The 17051-nt window shown below is 66.4% G+C and carries 25 protein-coding genes; all 25 read right to left on the bottom strand.

Annotated features, from left to right (window positions below):
• Positions 1-110: 110 nt before the first annotated feature.
• A complete protein-coding gene (locus ACIQ7M_RS14235; protein WP_403643581.1) occupies positions 111-767 on the bottom strand; it encodes an adenylate kinase in 657 nt (218 codons plus the stop codon).
• Entirely contained in the window at positions 767-2080 is a 1314-nt protein-coding gene (gene secY, locus ACIQ7M_RS14230; protein WP_355760885.1) for a preprotein translocase subunit SecY, read from the bottom strand. Before secY ends, ACIQ7M_RS14235 begins: the two co-directional genes overlap by 1 nt.
• Positions 2081-2323: 243 nt before the next feature.
• Entirely contained in the window at positions 2324-2779 is a 456-nt protein-coding gene (rplO, locus tag ACIQ7M_RS14225) for a 50S ribosomal protein L15 (protein WP_189190330.1), read from the bottom strand.
• 2 nt (positions 2780-2781) lie between these two features.
• Positions 2782-2964 carry a 50S ribosomal protein L30 gene (rpmD, locus tag ACIQ7M_RS14220; protein ID WP_055553514.1) on the bottom strand — a complete coding sequence of 61 codons (183 nt, stop codon included), beginning with the start codon at positions 2962-2964 and terminating at the stop codon, positions 2782-2784.
• Positions 2964-3566 carry a 30S ribosomal protein S5 gene (gene rpsE, locus ACIQ7M_RS14215; protein WP_055513610.1) on the bottom strand — a complete coding sequence of 201 codons (603 nt, stop codon included), beginning with the start codon at positions 3564-3566 and terminating at the stop codon, positions 2964-2966. The genes rpmD and rpsE overlap by 1 nt, the downstream gene beginning before the upstream one ends.
• Before the next feature lie 66 nt (positions 3567-3632).
• A complete protein-coding gene (rplR, locus tag ACIQ7M_RS14210; RefSeq protein ID WP_060901491.1) occupies positions 3633-4016 on the bottom strand; it encodes a 50S ribosomal protein L18 in 384 nt (127 codons plus the stop codon).
• A 3-nt stretch (positions 4017-4019) separates the two neighbouring features.
• Positions 4020-4559, bottom strand: coding sequence for a 50S ribosomal protein L6 (gene rplF, locus ACIQ7M_RS14205; RefSeq protein ID WP_269247080.1), 540 nt, complete (start codon positions 4557-4559; stop codon positions 4020-4022).
• Between the two features lie 22 nt (positions 4560-4581).
• Complete coding sequence (gene rpsH / locus ACIQ7M_RS14200; protein WP_261705332.1) at positions 4582-4980, bottom strand: 30S ribosomal protein S8; 399 nt, start codon at positions 4978-4980, stop codon at positions 4582-4584.
• A 210-nt stretch (positions 4981-5190) separates the two neighbouring features.
• Positions 5191-5376, bottom strand: coding sequence for a type Z 30S ribosomal protein S14 (locus tag ACIQ7M_RS14195; protein ID WP_261705331.1), 186 nt, complete (start codon positions 5374-5376; stop codon positions 5191-5193).
• Between the two features lie 5 nt (positions 5377-5381).
• Positions 5382-5939 carry a 50S ribosomal protein L5 gene (gene rplE / locus ACIQ7M_RS14190; RefSeq protein WP_355760879.1) on the bottom strand — a complete coding sequence of 186 codons (558 nt, stop codon included), beginning with the start codon at positions 5937-5939 and terminating at the stop codon, positions 5382-5384.
• Positions 5939-6262 carry a 50S ribosomal protein L24 gene (gene rplX / locus ACIQ7M_RS14185; RefSeq protein WP_328449240.1) on the bottom strand — a complete coding sequence of 108 codons (324 nt, stop codon included), beginning with the start codon at positions 6260-6262 and terminating at the stop codon, positions 5939-5941. The genes rplE and rplX overlap by 1 nt, the downstream gene beginning before the upstream one ends.
• A gap of 2 nt (positions 6263-6264) precedes the next feature.
• Positions 6265-6633, bottom strand: coding sequence for a 50S ribosomal protein L14 (rplN, locus tag ACIQ7M_RS14180; RefSeq protein ID WP_003998823.1), 369 nt, complete (start codon positions 6631-6633; stop codon positions 6265-6267).
• Between the two features lie 100 nt (positions 6634-6733).
• Positions 6734-7018, bottom strand: coding sequence for a 30S ribosomal protein S17 (gene rpsQ / locus ACIQ7M_RS14175; RefSeq protein WP_266761752.1), 285 nt, complete (start codon positions 7016-7018; stop codon positions 6734-6736).
• Entirely contained in the window at positions 7018-7242 is a 225-nt protein-coding gene (rpmC, locus tag ACIQ7M_RS14170) for a 50S ribosomal protein L29 (protein ID WP_003998824.1), read from the bottom strand. The genes rpsQ and rpmC overlap by 1 nt, the downstream gene beginning before the upstream one ends.
• Complete coding sequence (rplP, locus tag ACIQ7M_RS14165; RefSeq protein ID WP_010986348.1) at positions 7242-7661, bottom strand: 50S ribosomal protein L16; 420 nt, start codon at positions 7659-7661, stop codon at positions 7242-7244. The genes rpmC and rplP overlap by 1 nt, the downstream gene beginning before the upstream one ends.
• A 5-nt stretch (positions 7662-7666) precedes the next feature.
• Positions 7667-8497: a 30S ribosomal protein S3 gene (gene rpsC, locus ACIQ7M_RS14160; RefSeq protein WP_355760872.1), complete on the bottom strand. Its 831-nt coding sequence runs from the start codon at positions 8495-8497 to the stop codon at positions 7667-7669.
• Positions 8497-8844, bottom strand: a complete 348-nt coding sequence (gene rplV / locus ACIQ7M_RS14155; protein ID WP_006604878.1) for a 50S ribosomal protein L22 — start codon at positions 8842-8844, stop codon at positions 8497-8499. Before rplV ends, rpsC begins: the two co-directional genes overlap by 1 nt.
• A 42-nt stretch (positions 8845-8886) precedes the next feature.
• Positions 8887-9168, bottom strand: coding sequence for a 30S ribosomal protein S19 (gene rpsS, locus ACIQ7M_RS14150; protein WP_024755409.1), 282 nt, complete (start codon positions 9166-9168; stop codon positions 8887-8889).
• A 12-nt stretch (positions 9169-9180) separates the two neighbouring features.
• Entirely contained in the window at positions 9181-10017 is an 837-nt protein-coding gene (gene rplB / locus ACIQ7M_RS14145) for a 50S ribosomal protein L2 (RefSeq protein WP_153289116.1), read from the bottom strand.
• Positions 10018-10056: 39 nt separating this feature from the next.
• Complete coding sequence (rplW, locus tag ACIQ7M_RS14140; RefSeq protein ID WP_189190335.1) at positions 10057-10473, bottom strand: 50S ribosomal protein L23; 417 nt, start codon at positions 10471-10473, stop codon at positions 10057-10059.
• Positions 10473-11129, bottom strand: coding sequence for a 50S ribosomal protein L4 (gene rplD, locus ACIQ7M_RS14135; RefSeq protein WP_037627000.1), 657 nt, complete (start codon positions 11127-11129; stop codon positions 10473-10475). Before rplD ends, rplW begins: the two co-directional genes overlap by 1 nt.
• Positions 11130-11133: 4 nt before the next feature.
• Positions 11134-11778, bottom strand: coding sequence for a 50S ribosomal protein L3 (gene rplC / locus ACIQ7M_RS14130; protein WP_339130939.1), 645 nt, complete (start codon positions 11776-11778; stop codon positions 11134-11136).
• Positions 11779-11795: 17 nt separating this feature from the next.
• Positions 11796-12104: a 30S ribosomal protein S10 gene (rpsJ, locus tag ACIQ7M_RS14125; RefSeq protein ID WP_003948644.1), complete on the bottom strand. Its 309-nt coding sequence runs from the start codon at positions 12102-12104 to the stop codon at positions 11796-11798.
• Positions 12105-12733: 629 nt separating this feature from the next.
• Positions 12734-13198 carry a hypothetical protein gene (locus ACIQ7M_RS14120; protein ID WP_389847946.1) on the bottom strand — a complete coding sequence of 155 codons (465 nt, stop codon included), beginning with the start codon at positions 13196-13198 and terminating at the stop codon, positions 12734-12736.
• Positions 13199-13221: 23 nt separating this feature from the next.
• Positions 13222-17051 (bottom strand): DUF6531 domain-containing protein (locus ACIQ7M_RS14115; RefSeq protein ID WP_403643568.1); only part of this gene is annotated, 3830 nt, incomplete at its 5' end.

Here is a 17051-nt window from a genome sequence, read left to right as displayed (position 1 = left end):
CCGCCTCGCACGTCGGCCGCGGCACCCGGTGAGGGTGCCGCGGCCGATGCGACGTAACTCTTCACGCCCACCGCGGCGCCTGAGCGCCCCGGAGCGGACCGCGCACGGACTTAGGCGTCCTCGCGGGCCAGCGCCTCCATCGAGCGCGCCGTGACGTCTTCCACCTTGCCGAGCGCCGGGATCGTGACGACCAGGCTCTGGGCACGGTAGTAGTCGATGATCGGCTCGGTCTGCGTGTGGTAGACCTCCAGCCGCGTACGGACGGTCTCCTCGGAGTCGTCGTCACGCTGGTACAGCTCGCCGCCGCAGACGTCACAGACGCCTTCCTGCTTCGGCGCCTTGTACGACACGTGGAAGACGTGCGAGGAGTCGTTGCGGCAGATGCGACGGCCCGCGATACGGCGGACCACCTCGTCCTCGGGGACCTCCAGGTCCAGCACCGCGTCCAGCTTCATGCTCTCGCTGCTCAGCATCCCGTCCAGCGCCTCGGCCTGCGAGACGTTGCGCGGGAAGCCGTCGAGCAGGAAGCCGTTCTCCGCGTCGGGCTGCTCCATACGGTCCTTGGCCATGGCGATGGTGACCTCGTCCGGTACCAGTTCGCCCTTGTCCATGTAGGACTTCGCCAGCTTGCCGAGCTCCGTCTGCTGAGAGATGTTGGCGCGGAACAGGTCGCCCGTTGAGATGTGCGGGATCGCCAGATTCTTGGCGAGGAACGCGGCCTGCGTTCCCTTCCCGGCACCGGGCGGCCCGACGAGGACGATTCGCATCAGCGGAGGAACCCTTCGTAATTGCGCTGCTGAAGCTGACTCTCGATCTGCTTCACCGTCTCGAGGCCGACACCCACGATGATGAGGATGCTCGTGCCACCGAACGGGAAGTTCTGGTTTGCCCCGAAACCAACCAACGCCACTGTCGGCACGAGAGCGATCAGCCCCAGATACAGCGAACCCGGCCAGGTGATCCGGTTGAGTACGTAGCTGAGGTACTCAGCGGTCGGCCGGCCAGCCCGGATGCCCGGGATGAAGCCACCATACTTCTTCATGTTGTCGGCGACTTCCTCGGGGTTGAACGAGATCGCCACGTAGAAGAACGCGAAGAACACGATCAGAAGGAAGTACATGGTGATGTAAATCGGGTGGTCACCCTTGGTCAGGTTGTTCGTGACCCAGGTTTTCCACTCCGAGTTCCCCTTGGAGAACTGGGCGATCAGGCTCGGAATGTAGAGCAGCGACGACGCGAAGATGACAGGAATCACACCTGCCTGGTTGACCTTCAACGGAATGTAGGTCGAGGTGCCACCGTAGGAACGGCGGCCGATCATGCGCTTCGCGTACTGAACCGGAATCCGGCGCTGCGCCTGCTCGACGAAGACCACCAGACCGACCATGCACAGACCCACCGCGATGACGGTGCCGAACTCGATCCAGCCACCGGCCAGCTTGCCCTGGATCTTGACGGTCCACAGCGCGCTCGGGAAGGTCGCGGCGATCGAGATGAACATCAGGATCGACATGCCGTTGCCGATGCCGCGGTCGGTGATGAGCTCACCGAGCCACATGACGACGCAGGTACCGGCGGTCATCGTGACGACCATCGTGATCGTGGTGAAGATCGACTGGTCCGGCACGATCTGGTTGGCCACCGGGCAGCCCGAGAACAGGGCGCCACTGCGAGCGGTGGCCACGAGGCCCGTGCCCTGAAGGATGGCGAGCGCGACCGTCAGGTAGCGGGTGTACTGCGTGATCTTCGCCGTGCCGGCCGAGCCCTCCTTCTTGAGGGCTTCGAGTCGCGGGATCACCACGGTGAGGAGCTGGAGAATGATGCTCGCCGTGATGTACGGCATGATGCCGAGCGCGAAGATCGTGATCTGCAGCAGCGCGCCGCCACTGAACATGTTGATCAGGCTGAAGAGCCCACGGTTCGAGTCGGCCACGTCCATACACGTCTGGACGTTCTTGTAGTCCACGCCGGGGATCGGGATGTGGGTGCCGACCCGGTAGACCACGATGATGGCGAGCGTGAAGAGCAGCTTCTTGCGCAGGTCGGGCGTCCTGAACGCCCGGGCGAACGCGGTGAGCACGGTGCCTCCTGCGACCCCCGCGCTACCGCGTCCGAGGGTGAGTCTTGAGGTTCGACGGATGACTGACAGCTAACCAACAGTCAAAGCCCGCCCGGAGTTCCCCTGAGGCACGCCGGACGAAAATCAACAGTGCAGGCCACCTTACCGGCGACACTGCCCCCCTTGGAACGACCAACCGGGGATGCCCCATTTGTGGGGCATCCCCGGTCGGGATCGTTCAGGTCATCGAGACGCCTGCTGAAATCAGACGAGCTCGGTGACGGTACCGCCGGCGGCGGTGATCTTCTCCTTGGCGGAGCCGGAGACGGCGTCGACCGTCACCTGCAGCGCCACGGAGATCTCGCCCTGGCCGAGGACCTTGACGAGGCTGTTCTTGCGAACGGCACCCTTGGCGACGAGACCCTCGACGGTGACCTCGCCACCCTCCGGGTACAGCGCGCCCAGCTTGTCGAGGTTCACGACCTGGAACTCGGTCTTGAACGGGTTGCGGAAGCCCTTCAGCTTCGGAAGACGCATGTGGAGGGGCATCTGGCCACCCTCGAAGCGCTCCGGAACCTGGTAGCGGGCCTTCGTGCCCTTGGTACCACGACCAGCCGTCTTACCCTTCGACGCCTCACCACGACCAACACGGGTCTTGGCGGTCTTGGCGCCCGGGGCGGGACGGAGGTTGTGGATCTTGAGCGGGTTGTTTTCCGCCATGATCAGTCGACCTCCTCGACCGTCACGAGGTGGCGGACGGTGTGAACCATTCCGCGGAACTCGGGGCGGTCCTCCTTGACGACCTGCGTGTTGATGCCCTTGAGACCAAGGGAACGCAGGGTGTCACGGTGGTTCTGCTTGCTGCCGATGTACGACTTCGTCTGCGTGACCTTGAGGCGAGCCATTAGGCACCCGCCCCGGCACGTGCACGAAGGAGAGCCGCGGGGGCGACGTCCTCGAGGGGCAGACCACGGCGAGCCGCGATCTCCTCGGGACGCTGCAGGCCCTTGAGGGCCGCCACGGTCGCGTGCACGATGTTGATCGCGTTGGAAGAACCGAGCGACTTCGACAGGATGTCGTGAACGCCGGCGCACTCGAGCACTGCACGCACCGGGCCACCGGCGATAACGCCGGTACCGGGGGAAGCAGGCTTGAGCAGGACGACGCCCGCGGCCTTCTCGCCCGTGATCGGGTGCGGGATGGTGCCCTGGATACGGGGGACCTTGAAGAAGTGCTTCTTGGCCTCTTCAACACCCTTGGCGATCGCGGCCGGCACCTCCTTGGCCTTGCCGTAACCGACACCGACGGTGCCGTCACCATCGCCTACCACGACAAGCGCGGTGAAGCTGAAGCGACGACCACCCTTCACAACCTTGGCGACGCGGTTGATCGCGACAACGCGCTCAACGTACGCGGTCTTCTCGGCAGCAGCGCCGCCGTCACGGCCCTTCCGGTCCCGCCGCTCGCCGCCACCGGCACCGCTTCCACGGCGCTGGGGTCCAGCCATTGGATTACCTCTCTCTTTTTCCGCTAGCTACGCAGCGACAATCAAGTCGCTAGCGCGACGGGCGACTCAGAACTTGAGTCCGGCTTCGCGGGCGGCGTCCGCCAGGGCGGCGATGCGCCCGGCGTACTGGTTACCACCACGGTCGAATACGACAGCCTCGACACCGGCAGCCTTGGCGCGCTCGGCGACCAGGGCGCCGACCGACTTCGCCTGAGCCGACTTGTCGGCCTCGCCACCGCGGATCGTGGTGTCCAGGGTCGACGCCGACGCGAGGGTGTGACCCTTAACGTCGTCGATGACCTGGGCCACGATGTGACGGTTGGAGCGCGTCACGACCAGGCGCGGGCGCTCAGCCGTACCCGAGATGTGCTTACGGATCCGGATGTGACGACGCTTGATGGCAGCACGCTTGTAAGCGTCGCCCTTAGCAATCTTGACACCGTATGCCATGGCTTACTTACCCGCCTTTCCGACCTTGCGCCGGACGACTTCGCCCTCGTACTTGACGCCCTTGGCCTTGTACGGGTCGGGCTTGCGCAGCTTGCGGATGTTGGCCGCAACCTCGCCGACCTTCTGCTTGTCGATTCCCTCGACCGAGAAGTGCGTCGGGTTCTCGACCTTGAACGAGATGCCCTCGGGCGCCTCGACCGTGATCGAGTGGCTGTAGCCGAGCGAGAACTCCAGGTTGGAGCCCTTCGCCAGGACGCGGTAACCGACACCGCTGATTTCGAGCTTCTTCACGTAACCCGTGGTCACGCCGGTGATCATGTTCGCCACCAGCGTGCGGGACAGGCCGTGGAGGGCCTTGTTCTGACGCTCGTCGTTCGGGCGGGTGACATTGAGAATGCCGTCCTCGCCCTTGGCGACCTCGATCGGCGCCGCGACGGTGTGGGAGAGGGAACCCTTGGGGCCCTTCACCTGGACCGTACGGCCGTCGATGGTGACGTCCACGCCGGCGGGAACCGTGATGGGGAGCTTGCCAATACGCGACATAGCTGTTTCCTCCGTTTCCCTTCTACCAGACGTAGGCGAGGACTTCTCCGCCTACGCCCTTCTTGCCGGCCTGCTTGTCGGTGAGGAGACCGTGTGACGTGGAGATGATCGCCACGCCGAGGCCACCGAGCACCCTGGGCAGGGAGGTGGACTTCGCGTACACACGCAGACCCGGCTTCGAGATCCGCTTGATGCCCGCGATGGAGCGCTCACGGTTCGGGCCGAACTTCAGCTCGAGGACGAGCTTCTTGCCGACCTCGGCGTCCTCGACCTTCCAGCCGGTGATGAAGCCCTCCTGCTGGAGGATCTCCGCGATGTGAGACTTGATCTTGCTGTGCGGCATCGCGACATCGTCGTGGTACGCCGAGTTCGCGTTACGCAGACGGGTAAGCATGTCTGCGATGGGATCAGTCATGGTCATGAATTGGCCTTCGGCCTCTCTCGCCGGGGTTTCCTGTATGCGCCATCCCTCTCCCCACTCAGTGGCGGGACGGGTGCGGTGCGGGGACCTACGGCGTAGTAAGTCGTCTGGGCGTCAGGCGCCCAACCCTCCTAGCCTAAGCCATGGAGAGATGGGCACCTGACAGAGCCCTTTACTTACCGAGAGTCCTGGAACCCTGAATTACAGGGACTACCAGGAACTCTTGGTCACGCCCGGCAGCTCGCCACGGTGAGCCATCTCACGAAGGCAGATGCGGCACAGGCCGAACTTGCGGTACACGGAGTGCGGACGACCGCAGCGCTGGCAGCGCGTGTAGCCACGCACACCGAACTTGGGCTTACGAGCAGCCTTGGCAATCAGAGCCTTCTTCGCCATCTCGCTTACGCCTCCTTGAAGGGGAAGCCGAGGTGACGGAGAAGGGCACGGCCCTCAGCGTCGTTGGCCGCCGTGGTCACCACGGTGATGTCCATGCCCCGGGTACGGTCGATCTTGTCCTGGTCGATCTCGTGGAACATGACCTGCTCCGTGAGACCGAAGGTGTAGTTGCCACGGCCGTCGAACTGCTTGGGGGACAGACCACGGAAGTCGCGGATGCGCGGGAGCGCGAGCGACAGGGTGCGGTCCAGGAACTCCCACATGCGGTCGCCACGGAGCGTGACGTGGGCACCGATCGGCTGACCCTCACGCAGCTTGAACTGCGCGATGGACTTGCGGGCCTTGGTGATGGCCGGCTTCTGACCGGTGATCGTGGTCAGGTCACGGACGGCACCGTCCATGAGCTTCGAGTCACGGGCGGCGTCGCCGACACCCATGTTGACCACGATCTTGACGAGGCCCGGCGTCTGCATGACGTTCTCGTAGGAGAACTCTTCCTGCAGCTTCGCCGCGATCTCCTCGCGGTACTTCGTCTTGAGACGCGGAGTGGTGGTGGTAGCCATCAGATGTCCTCACCCGTCCGCTTGGCAACGCGGATCTTGTTGCCCTCTTCGTCGAAGCGGTAACCGACGCGCGTGACGACCTTGTTGCCGTCCTTCTCAACGACCAGCTGGACGTTGGAGACGTGGACGGGCGCCTCGGTCGTGACGATGCCACCGGCCTGAGAACCCTTGGCGGTCGGACCGGCCTTCGTGTGCTTCTTGACCCGGTTGACACCCTCGACCAGGACGCGCTCGTCGCGCGGGTAAGCGGCAATGACCTTGCCCTGCTTGCCCTTGTCCTTACCGGTGATGACCTGAACCAGGTCGCCCTTCTTGATCTTCATGCTTACAGCACCTCCGGCGCGAGCGAGATGATCTTCATGAACTTCTTCTCGCGCAGCTCACGGCCGACGGGGCCGAAGATACGGGTGCCACGAGGGTCGCCGTCGTTCTTCAGAATGACGGCGGCGTTCTCGTCGAAGCGGATGTACGAGCCGTCCGGACGGCGGCGCTCCTTGACGGTGCGAACGATGACAGCCTTGACGACGTCACCCTTCTTCACGTTGCCGCCGGGGATCGCGTCCTTGACGGTGGCGACGATCACGTCACCGATGCCCGCGTAGCGGCGACCGGAGCCACCGAGCACACGGATGCAAAGGATTTCCTTCGCACCAGTGTTGTCGGCGACACGCAGTCGCGACTCCTGCTGGATCACGTCTATCTCCTGTTTGTCTGCCGGTTCCCGGGGCGGGATCGTTCAGCACGACCCCGCCCCGAGCCTGGCGGAACCAACCTCAGGGAAACCCCTGAGGTACTTACTTGGCCTTCTCGAGGATCTCGACGATGCGCCAGCGCTTCGTCGAGGACAGCGGCCGGGTCTCCATGAGGAGGACACGGTCGCCGACGCCGGCGGCGTTCTGCTCGTCGTGGGCCTTGAGCTTGTTGGTACGGCGGATGACCTTGCCGTACAGCGCGTGCTTCACGCGGTCCTCGACAGCGACGACGACGGTCTTGTCCATCTTGTCGCTGACGACCAGACCCTCACGGGTCTTGCGGAAGCCGCGGTCGGTCTTCTGCTCAGTCACGTTGCTCTCGCTCATCAGGCGCTCTCCACCGTCTCGATGCCCAGCTCGCGCTCACGCATCAGGGTGTAGATCCGCGCGATGTCCTTGCGGACGGCCTTGAGCCGACCGTGGTTCTCGAGCTGACCGGTCGCCGCCTGGAAGCGGAGGTTGAACAGCTCTTCCTTGGCTTCGCGGAGCTTCGCGAGAAGCTCCTCGTCACCCAGTTCGCGCAGCTCGGACGCCTTGGTACCGGCCGACATCACGCTTCACCTGCCTCGCGCTTGACGATCCGGCACTTCATCGGCAGCTTGTGGGCTGCGCGAGTGAGGGCCTCACGGGCGATCTTCTCGTTGGGGTAGGACAGTTCGAACATGACCCGGCCCGGGTGCACGTTCGCGATCCACCACTCGGGGGAACCCTTACCGGAACCCATGCGGGTCTCGGCAGGCTTCTTGGTGAGCGGGCGGTCCGGGTAGATGTTGATCCAGACCTTGCCGCCACGCTTGATGTGGCGGGTCATCGCGATACGAGCGGCCTCGATCTGGCGGTTCGTCACGTACGCCGGCGTGAGGGCCTGAATGCCGTACTCGCCGAACGAAACCTGCGTACCGCCCTTGGCCTGACCACGGCGCTTCGGGTGGTGCTGCTTGCGGTGCTTGACCCTACGGGGGATCAGCATGTTGGTCAGGCCTCCGTTCCGGTGCTCTCAGCCGGAGCGGCGGCGGGAGCCTCGGCCTTGGGGGCCTCGGCAGCCGGAGCCTGCTGCGGCTTACGACCGCGACCGCCACGCTCGCCACCGCGGCCACCACGGCCGGCCGGGCGCTCGGCGCCACCACGGGCCGGGCGGTTGCCGGCACGGGCAGCGGCGTTGTCGGCGCGGACCTCGGCGATGTTCTTGACGTCGCCCTTGTAGATCCAGACCTTCACACCGATACGGCCGAAGGTCGTCTTGGCCTCGAAGAAGCCGTAGTCGACGTTCGCGCGGAGCGTGTGCAGGGGCACACGGCCCTCGCGGTAGAACTCCGAGCGGGACATCTCGGCGCCGCCGAGACGGCCACCGCACTGAATCTTGATGCCCTTGGCGCCGGCCTTCATCGTGCCCTGCATGCTCTTACGCATGGCGCGACGGAAGGAGACGCGGGAGGAGAGCTGCTCGGCAACGGCCTGGGCGACGAGCTGAGCATCGGTCTCGGGGCTCTTGACCTCGAGGATGTTCAGCTGGACCTGCTTGCCCGTGAGCTTCTCGAGGTCACCGCGGATGCGGTCGGCCTCGGCGCCACGGCGGCCGATGACGATGCCGGGACGCGCGGTGTGGATGTCCACCCGCACGCGGTCACGGGTGCGCTCGATCTCAACCTTCGAGATGCCGGCGCGCTCCATGCCGGACGTCATCATCCGACGGATGGCGACGTCTTCCTTGACGTAGTCCTTGTACAGCTTGTCGGCGTACCAACGGGACTTGAAGTCCGTGGTGATGCCGAGCCGGAACCCATGCGGGTTAACCTTCTGGCCCATTACCGGGTTCCTTCCTTGCTGCTGACGACCACGGTGATGTGGCTGGTCCGCTTGCGGATCCGGTAGGCACGGCCCTGGGCACGCGGCCGGAACCGCTTCAGGGTCGGACCCTCGTCGACGTACGCCTCGGAGATGACAAGGCTGCCGGCGTCGGTGTGGTCGTAGTTGTGCGCGGCGTTGGCGATGGCGCTGTCAAGCACCTTGCCAACCGGCACGCTCGCGGCCTGCGGGGCGAAACGCAGGACCGCCTGAGCCTCCGTGGCATCCATGCCACGGATAAGGTCCACCACTCGGCGGGCCTTCATGGGCGTAACGCGGATGTACCGCGCCTGGGCCCTGGCTTCCATGGTTGTCCTTCCAGTGTCTGTCATGGTCGATTCCACCCCGCGTTAGCGGCGCTTCGACTTCCGGTCGTCCTTGACGTGACCCCGGAAGGTGCGCGTCGGCGAGAACTCGCCGAGCTTGTGGCCGACCATCGACTCGGTGACAAACACCGGGATGTGGGTCTTGCCGTTGTGCACCGCGATCGTGTGGCCGAGCATGGCCGGGATGATCATCGAGCGACGGGACCAGGTCTTGATGACGTTCTTGGTACCGGCTTCGTTCTGTACGTCCACCTTCTTTACAAGGTGTCCGTCGACGAAGGGTCCCTTCTTGAGACTGCGCGGCATCTAAACCCGCTCCTAGCGCTTCTTGTTCGTCTTGCGGCGGCGGACGATGTACTTGTTCGAAGCCTTCTTCGGCGAACGAGTACGACCCTCCTTCTGACCCCACGGGGAGACCGGGTGGCGACCACCGGAGGTCTTGCCCTCACCACCACCGTGCGGGTGGTCAACCGGGTTCATCGCCACACCGCGGACGGACGGGCGAACGCCCAGCCAGCGCTTACGGCCGGCCTTACCCCAGTTGATGTTGCTCTGCTCGGCGTTGCCGACCTCGCCGACCGTGGCGCGGCAGCGCTGGTCGACCAGGCGGATCTCACCGGAAGGCATACGAAGGTGGGCCATCGTGCCCTCCTTCGCGAGCAGCTGCACCGAGGCACCGGCGGAGCGGGCGAACTTGGCGCCGCCACCGGGACGGATCTCGATCGCGTGGATCGTGGTACCGACCGGGATGTTGCGGAGCGCCAGGTTGTTGCCCGGCTTGATGTCGGCCCCAGGACCGTTCTCGACGCGGTCACCCTGCGACAGGTTGCGGGGGGCGAGGATGTAGCGCTTCTCGCCGTCCGCGTAGTGCAGCAGCGCGATGCGCGCGGTGCGGTTGGGGTCGTACTCGATGTGCGCGACCTTCGCCGGCACGCCGTCCTTGTCGTGACGACGGAAGTCGATCACTCGGTAGGCGCGCTTGTGTCCGCCACCCTGGTGGCGAACGGTCACACGACCGGAATTGTTACGGCCGCCCTTGCTGTGCAGGGGGCGAACCAGCGACTTCTCCGGCGTGGACCGCGTGACCTCGACGAAGTCGGCGACGCTGGAGCCACGACGGCCCGGCGTAGTCGGCTTGTACTTGCGGATTCCCATTTCTCAGTCCTCGTCCGATATTCGGACCAGGGCACTCCGTTAGGAGGCCTGGCCGAAGATGTCGATACGGTCGCCCTCAGCGAGGGTCACGATCGCGCGCTTGCTGTCGGCACGCTTGCCGAAGCCCGTCTTGGTGCGCTTGCGCTTGCCCTGACGGTTGATCGTGTTGACCCCGGTGACCTTGACCGAGAAGACCGCCTGGACGGCCTGCTTGATCTGGGTCTTGTTGGCCCGCGGGTCCACGACGAAGGTGTACTTGCCCTCGTCGAGAAGCGCGTAGCTCTTCTCCGAGACGACCGGCTTGAGGAGGACGTCACGGGGATCCGTGAAGCTCTTGCTCAGCGGGGTCTCGACGGTGTTCTTGCCTTCGGCCTCGTGGCGCTTCGCCTTGGCGACGCGCGCGACCTTCTTGGCCTTGGCGGCCTTCGAGGCAATGCTCGGGTGACGCGTAGCCATCAGGCTTCGCTCCCTTCGGTGTCAGCGGCCTGGGGGCCAGACACGAAGGACTCGAAAGCGGCCTGGGTGAAGACCACGTCGTCCGAGACGAGAACGTCGTACGTGTTCAGCTGGCCCGGCTCCAGGATGTGGACCTGGGGCAGGTTGCGCGCGGAGAGCAGCGCGGCCTCGTCGGAGCGCTCGATGACCAGGAGCACGTTCTTGCGCTCGCTGACCTTGCCGAGGAAGCTCTTCGCGGCCTTGGTGGAGGGGGTCTCGCCCTCGATCACGCCGGTGATGACGTGGATGCGAGCGTTGCGGGCCCGGTCGGTGAGGGCGTGGCGCAGGGCCGCGGCCTTCATCTTCTTCGGGGTCCGCTGCGAGTAGTCACGCGGGGTGGGGCCGTGGACGACGCCACCGCCGGCGAACTGCGGCGCGCGGGTCGAACCCTGACGGGCGCGGCCGGTGCCCTTCTGGCGGTAAGGCTTGCGGCCACCACCACGGACCTCGCCACGACGCTTGACCTTGTGCGTGCCCTGACGGGCCGCGGCCAGCTGCGCGACGACAACCTGGTGAAGCAGCGGGATGCTGATCTTCTCGACGTCGAAGATCTCGGCCGGGAGCTCTACAGTCCCGGCGGTGTCGCCGGAGGGCGACAGAATGTCAATGGTGCTCATGTCCTCAGGCCCCCTTGGCCGCGGTACGGACCAGGACGAGGCCGCCGTTCGGACCAGGGATCGCTCCCTTGATGAGGAGCAGGCCCTTCTCCGCGTCAACGGCGTGAACGGTCAGGTTCTGGGTGGTGACCCGCTCGTTGCCCATGCGGCCCGCCATGCGGACGCCCTTGAACACACGGCCCGGGGTGGCACAGCCACCGATGGAGCCGGGGGAGCGGTGCTTGCGCTGGACACCGTGTCCGGCGCCGAGGCCCTTGAAGTTGTGACGCTTCATGACACCGGCGAAGCCCTTGCCCTTGCTGTTGCCGGTCACGTCCACCTTGATGCCGGCCTCGAACACCTCAGCGGTGATCTCCTGGCCGAGGGTGTACTCGCTGGCGTCAGCGGTACGGATCTCGACGAGGTGGCGGCGGGGAGTGACGTCGGCCTTCGCGAAGTGGCCCTTGAGGGGCTTGTTCACCTTGCGCGGGTCGATCTCGCCGAACGCGATCTGGACGGACTCGTAGCCGTCGACGTCGTTCGTACGAACCTGGGTCACGACGTTCGGGCCGGCCTTGACGACGGTGACGGGAACAACACGGTTGTTCTCGTCCCACACCTGCGTCATGCCGAGCTTCTCGCCGAGGATGCCCTTGATCTGCTTAGCCATTCTCAGATCACCGATCCCTAGAGCTTGATCTCGATGTCGACACCGGCCGGGAGGTCGAGTCGCATCAGGGAGTCAACGGTCTTGGGCGTGGGGTCGAGGATGTCGATGAGGCGCTTGTGCGTGCGCATCTCGAAGTGCTCGCGAGAGTCCTTGTACTTGTGCGGCGACTTGATGACGCAGTACACGTTCTTCTCAGTGGGCAGCGGCACCGGGCCCGCGACCGACGCACCAGTGCGGGTCACCGTCTCGACGATCTTCTTCGCCGAGGAGTCGATGACCTCGTGGTCGTAGGCCTTGAGCCGGATGCGGATCTTCTGTCCCGCCATGGCTACTCAGTAGTCCTTTGTCTCGATTAAAACGCTCTGGCACTCGGGGGTTCGCGTTCTTTCTCCGACCCACGCGGTCGGGTGTGTCGCGCTCCTGGCCACAGAGATATCCGTTACGGATTTCCCAACCAGGGACACGGCTCCGCCCGAAAGCAACCGCAGGACCGGGGGTGAGAACACCCACCGGGCGCCTGGCCTGCACCCCGCTGACACTTCCCGGAAGATTCCCGTACGTCCGCCCCAGCGCTGCCTGACGACAGATTGGGCGACGAGTACTGTGGGACTCGCTTCCAGTCCTCCCGACGAGAGGCGCGCAGCATCGGCACTCGACCGAGCAACCCCGTTAGTTTGCCATACAGGACACCCCCCTGGCCAATCGAGCCGAGGATCGTACCCCTAAGGTGACGCAGATCAAACCCGGCTCGGCCGCAGCGTGGACGCCCGCCCGACGAGGGCCCTCCGGCACTCCCCTGCACGCCGTCCCGGCCGCCTCTTTCCGGCTCGCCGCCGACCGGTCACGGCGCCCGCGCCACCCCGGAGTCCTCCGCGCGATCGGGCCCGTTCGTCGACCGGTTCCTCCAACGCGCGGGCGTGCAGCCGCAGAGCGGCCTTGACCGCGCCCGATTCCGTCAGCGTCGTCGGCGCAGGGCGCTCCAGGCATCCCCGATCGTCTCCCCGGACCTCAGCCACCAGCTCTCCAGCTTGTTGCGCACCCCCGAGGCGACCTTCCACCACTTGAACCGCGGGGGCAGCCGCCGGAACGGTACGAAGGTCAAAGTGTCCTTGACGGCGTATTCGGCAATGCTTCTGGGCCCCTCCGCACTCAGTGCGGCGTACAGCTCGGGGGTCAGCCGGCCGTTGACGCGCGCCGCGGCACCGGCCGCGGTGTACGCGAACGCGCGCTGAGCGAGATCCGGCAGCCGCATCGCCTTGACGATCCGGGGCGACGCGTCCTCCAGCGAACAGTTGAAAGCGAGTCCGATCACAGCGGTGCCAAGATGCCCCGCCCCGCGCTCGAACGCCGCGTCCACCTCGGCGGGGTCGTCGATACGGATCAGGTCCTCACCGGTTTCCCAGTTCCACTCGGACACCATGACCGAATTCCTTCTCTCCGTCATCACTCGCACGGCGGCGGGAGGACCTTCTGCTTCTTGAGGTTGTTGATCATTCCCTTCTTCTTCAGCTTGTTCAGGTCACCTTCCGTGATGCTGTCGGAGGGGTACTTGCCCTGGACGTGGCCATGGTAGATCTCCTTGACGATCTTGCCGTCCTTGTCGGTCTCGTAGTGATGCCGGTCGAGAACCACGATCTCGTTGTTGGCGTGATCCACCCCGAGGCGACGGAATTTGGCCGGGTTGTTCGGGTCGCCCAAGGGAATGGACCGGTCCAGCGCCGCCTGGCCGTCCGCGGGGGCACGACCGATCTCGCCCTTGGCCGACGAATTGCTGCCCGAACCATGCTTGTCGTACGTCGAGTCGTCGTAGATGCGGACCGGCTCGTCGTCCTCGAGGCCGAGCGGGTCGCTCCATCGGAAGGGGTTGCCGACGTACGCGTGATGGTTGGGGGCGGGGTCCAGACCGAGCGGGTCGGGTGAGAGGTAGCTCGCGGTGTCCGGGTCGTAGTAGCGGGACAGGTTGTAGTGCAGGCCGGTTTCCGGGTCGCGGTACTGGCCGGGAAAGGCGAGTGGGCACAGCCCTCCGCCGTCGCCGGCCAGCGGCCTCCCCCACAGGCTGGTGGCGGCCCGCCAGGCGATCGTGCCGTCCTCGCCGACGAGTTCCCTGGGCGTGCCGACCAGGTCGGTGACGATCGCGTAGAACTGCCTGTCGACGTCGTCCTGGTCCTCGGCCCGCCACCGGCTCCGCACCTGGGCGGCCGCCCGATGGGTGCCCGGCTCCCAGTCCCACGTGTCGGTCTCCACCACGTCGTCACGGAGCGTCCGCTGCTCCGCGAGATGAGTGCCGTCCCAGGTGAACAGGACCTCTTCGAGGATCGAACCGTCCTCTGCCACACGGAGCTTGGAGGTACGCCGACCGAGCGCGTCGTAACGGTACCGCCAGACACCGCTGGTGGGCGTCGCCGCCTCGGTGAGCCGGTCCTCGGCGTCCCAGGTGTACGTCCAGATCCTGCGCAGGCCGGACAGCGTCCGTCGAATCACACGGGCCACACGCCCTTGAGCATCGTGCTCGTACGCCGTACGGCCCGCCGACTCGACCGTCGTCCCGGAGTGCCGCACCGGGCCCTGGGCATCCTCCCCGCCGGGGGCCGGATGACTGGCGGCGGTGAGGTTGCCGAGGTCGTCATAGGCGTAGGACTCGGTCCACGTCTCGGCCGACACCCGTGTGACGCGACCCGCACGGTCGAGGTCGAACCTGCGGCTGCCGCCGAGCCGATCGGCGATCCCCGTCAGGTGACCGTCCGCGCGGTAGGCGTAGGAGCGGGACTGGCGCACGTGCGCGCCACCGGTTCCGCCGTCGCCGGCAGTCCCCGACCGGACGATCTGCCCGACGAGCCGGTGGCCCGGGTCCCAGGACTGCGTCAGCGTGGCGGCGGCGCCCAGACCGCGTGCGGTCTCCCGGCCGGCGGCGTCGTGCGTGAAGGTCAGCTCGCCGCCCTCGGTGACGAGAGAGGTGGGCAGGCCCGTGGAATCGTAGGCCCACCGCGACGTCGCGCCGGAGGGCGTGGTGCGCCGTACCCGTCGGCCCAGCGGGTCGTACACACTCGTGACGGTCCGACCGTCGACGGTCTCGGCGACGATCCTGCCCACCGCGTCGTAGCCGTAGGCGACGGTGCTGTCGGGGTTCGAGGCCTCCACCAGGCGTCCCGCCACGTCGTAGCGCAGGAACGTGACCGCGCCGTCGCCGGTGCGCGACTCCACCACACGCCCCTCGGCGTCACGGGTCATCCTCACGGTCTGGCCGCTGCCGTTCGCCCGCTCGACCTGGCGGCCGGTCGGGTCGCAGACGTAGGTGAGCGTGCGGCGGTCGAAGTCGGTCTCGGCGACGAGGCAGCCCGCCGCGTCGTAGCGGTAACTCCACTCGTCGCCGAGCGGATTGGTCACGGCGGTGAGCCGCATCTCGGTGTCGTGGGTGAAGAGGTAGCGCGTGCCGTCCGGATCCGTCCTGGCCGTGGGCTTGTTGAACGCCCCGTACTCGAACGCGGTGGTGGAACCGCCCGCGTCGCGGTGCTCGGTGAGGTTGCCCTCCCCGTCGTAGGACCACGTCTCCCTGCCGCCGTCGGCGCGCTCGCGCCACAGCAGCAGGCCCTCGGAGTCCCAGCCCTGGCGGACGGTCCCTCCGACCGGGTCGTCGATGCGCACCACACGGCCGGACGCGTCCCTGCGCACGGTGACGACGCTGCCACGCGGATCGACGACCCCCACCGGAAGCCCGGCCCCGTCGCTGTCGTACCGGAACACGTTGCCCAGCGCGTCGGTCTCCGTGGTCCGGCGCCCTTGTTCGTCGTAGGTGTACGAACTCACCGCGTCCAGCGGGTCGGTGGTGGCGAGCAGGTTGCCCCGGTCGTCGTACGCGTACTGCCGGCGAGCCCCGTCGGCTTCCGTGACGGCGACCGGCAGGAGGCCGTCGTACGCCACCTGGACGCAGGTGCCGTCCGGCCGGTCCAGGCGCACCGGCTGACCGTGATCGTCGAGGGTGAGGCGTGTGGTGTTGCCCAGTTCGTCGGTGCGGGAGAGCAAGTGCCCGCGCGCGTCGTACTCGGTGTGCACGGCGAAGCCCAGCGGGTCGACGACACGCGTGAGGTGGAGGTCTTCGTCGTGGTGGTACTCGGTGCGGTGGCCGAGGCTGTCGGTCATCGTGGTGACACGCCACGCGTCGTCGTAGGCGAACCGCGCGGACATCGCGCCGTCCTGCCCGGTGCCGCGCACCACGCGGTCGGTGGCGCCTTCGTACGCGTACCGATACCAGCGATCGTTCCGGTCGGTCCAGGATGTGATGCGGCCGAGTTCGTCGTACGTCAGCCGGTACGGGCGACCGATGGAATCGGCTACCGCGGTGAGATGCCGCTCGGCGTCCTCGTAAAGGTAGGTACGCAGGACCGTGCCGGAGTGCGACCCGGTCACGTCGCCGGTGTCCCCCAGGAGCCGCAGAGCCGTGATCCGGCCGTCCTCGGTGTCGACGGCCAACCGGTACCCGCCGGAATGGTGGACCGCGACGGGCACACCCTCGGCGGTCCGCCTGAAGTCGATGCGCTGACCGTTGGGGTCGGTGACGGCGCGAAGCGGGAGCACGACAGCCGTTCCGCTGCCGGCGTCGGGGGAATCGGGCACCAGCGCAGGCCCGTAGTGCCGGATCAGCCCCGTCAGCGGGTCGCTGATCGTGACGGCTCCGCCGGGAGTTCCGTCCCAGGTCAGCGGGCGCCTCGGGCCACGGCTCGGTAGTACGGCGCTGCCGGGCACGGGCACGGGGTAGACCTGCAGCATGCCGTCCGCGCTCGCGCAGACGGCGCCCTCGGCGTCGAGTTCGAGACGCTCGTCGAAGGTCGACATCCACGCCGGACCGAACCACTGCCCGGATCGGAAACTCGAAACGTGGTGGCGCTCTATCGCCAAAGGGAGCAGGCCCGGGAGACGGACATCCGTATGGGACATCAGCATCTCGCCGGTGATCATGTCCACGGGGTCGCCGCCCTTGCACCGGCCCTCCATGGCCTTGCCCGCCTTGGCCTCGTCCCCGGCTCCCGATCGGAGCCCCTTGAAGAGATCCTTCATGTACTGGGCGCCGTTCTTGCCCAGCCCCCGAGCCGCCAGGCTCATCCCCTTGAGCCCTGCCCTGAGGCCCTTCATCGCCTCCAGGCCGCCCTTGAGTCCCTTGGCGAGTCCGCCGAGGGTGGTGATCCCCTTCATGCCGGGGATGCAGTCCAGCGCCGCGAAGGCCACATCCCAGAGGGACGCCTGGCCTTTGGAGTACTTGTACAGCGTGTCGGCGAGGA

Origin of the sequence: Streptomyces sp. NPDC096324 (genome assembly GCF_044763015.1) — a bacterium.
Taxonomy (GTDB): domain Bacteria; phylum Actinomycetota; class Actinomycetes; order Streptomycetales; family Streptomycetaceae; genus Streptomyces.
This window is presented reverse-complemented; position numbering and strand designations above follow the sequence as displayed.

Bases quoted from the DNA above. Each gene is read 5' to 3' on its own strand.
- ACIQ7M_RS14235 (WP_403643581.1), bottom strand. From the start codon at position 767: ATGCGAATCGTCCTCGTCGGGCCGCCCGGTGCCGGGAAGGGAACGCAG.
- rplO (WP_189190330.1), bottom strand. From the start codon at position 2,779: ATGGCGGAAAACAACCCGCTCAAGATCCACAACCTCCGTCCCGCCCCG.
- rpmD (WP_055553514.1), bottom strand. From the start codon at position 2,964: ATGGCTCGCCTCAAGGTCACGCAGACGAAGTCGTACATCGGCAGCAAG.
- rpsE (WP_055513610.1), bottom strand. From the start codon at position 3,566: ATGGCTGGACCCCAGCGCCGTGGAAGCGGTGCCGGTGGCGGCGAGCGG.
- rplR (WP_060901491.1), bottom strand. From the start codon at position 4,016: ATGGCATACGGTGTCAAGATTGCTAAGGGCGACGCTTACAAGCGTGCT.
- rplF (WP_269247080.1), bottom strand. From the start codon at position 4,559: ATGTCGCGTATTGGCAAGCTCCCCATCACGGTTCCCGCCGGCGTGGAC.
- rpsH (WP_261705332.1), bottom strand. From the start codon at position 4,980: ATGACCATGACTGATCCCATCGCAGACATGCTTACCCGTCTGCGTAAC.
- ACIQ7M_RS14195 (WP_261705331.1), bottom strand. From the start codon at position 5,376: ATGGCGAAGAAGGCTCTGATTGCCAAGGCTGCTCGTAAGCCCAAGTTC.
- rplE (WP_355760879.1), bottom strand. From the start codon at position 5,939: ATGGCTACCACCACCACTCCGCGTCTCAAGACGAAGTACCGCGAGGAG.
- rplX (WP_328449240.1), bottom strand. From the start codon at position 6,262: ATGAAGATCAAGAAGGGCGACCTGGTTCAGGTCATCACCGGTAAGGAC.
- rpsQ (WP_266761752.1), bottom strand. From the start codon at position 7,018: ATGAGCGAGAGCAACGTGACTGAGCAGAAGACCGACCGCGGCTTCCGC.
- rpmC (WP_003998824.1), bottom strand. From the start codon at position 7,242: ATGTCGGCCGGTACCAAGGCGTCCGAGCTGCGCGAACTGGGTGACGAG.
- rplP (WP_010986348.1), bottom strand. From the start codon at position 7,661: ATGCTGATCCCCCGTAGGGTCAAGCACCGCAAGCAGCACCACCCGAAG.
- rpsC (WP_355760872.1), bottom strand. From the start codon at position 8,497: ATGGGCCAGAAGGTTAACCCGCATGGGTTCCGGCTCGGCATCACCACG.
- rplV (WP_006604878.1), bottom strand. From the start codon at position 8,844: ATGGAAGCCAGGGCCCAGGCGCGGTACATCCGCGTTACGCCCATGAAG.
- rpsS (WP_024755409.1), bottom strand. From the start codon at position 9,168: ATGCCGCGCAGTCTCAAGAAGGGACCCTTCGTCGACGGACACCTTGTA.
- rplB (WP_153289116.1), bottom strand. From the start codon at position 10,017: ATGGGAATCCGCAAGTACAAGCCGACTACGCCGGGCCGTCGTGGCTCC.
- rplW (WP_189190335.1), bottom strand. From the start codon at position 10,473: ATGGCTACGCGTCACCCGAGCATTGCCTCGAAGGCCGCCAAGGCCAAG.
- rplD (WP_037627000.1), bottom strand. From the start codon at position 11,129: ATGAGCACCATTGACATTCTGTCGCCCTCCGGCGACACCGCCGGGACT.
- rplC (WP_339130939.1), bottom strand. From the start codon at position 11,778: ATGGCTAAGCAGATCAAGGGCATCCTCGGCGAGAAGCTCGGCATGACG.
- rpsJ (WP_003948644.1), bottom strand. From the start codon at position 12,104: ATGGCGGGACAGAAGATCCGCATCCGGCTCAAGGCCTACGACCACGAG.
- ACIQ7M_RS14120 (WP_389847946.1), bottom strand. From the start codon at position 13,198: ATGGTGTCCGAGTGGAACTGGGAAACCGGTGAGGACCTGATCCGTATC.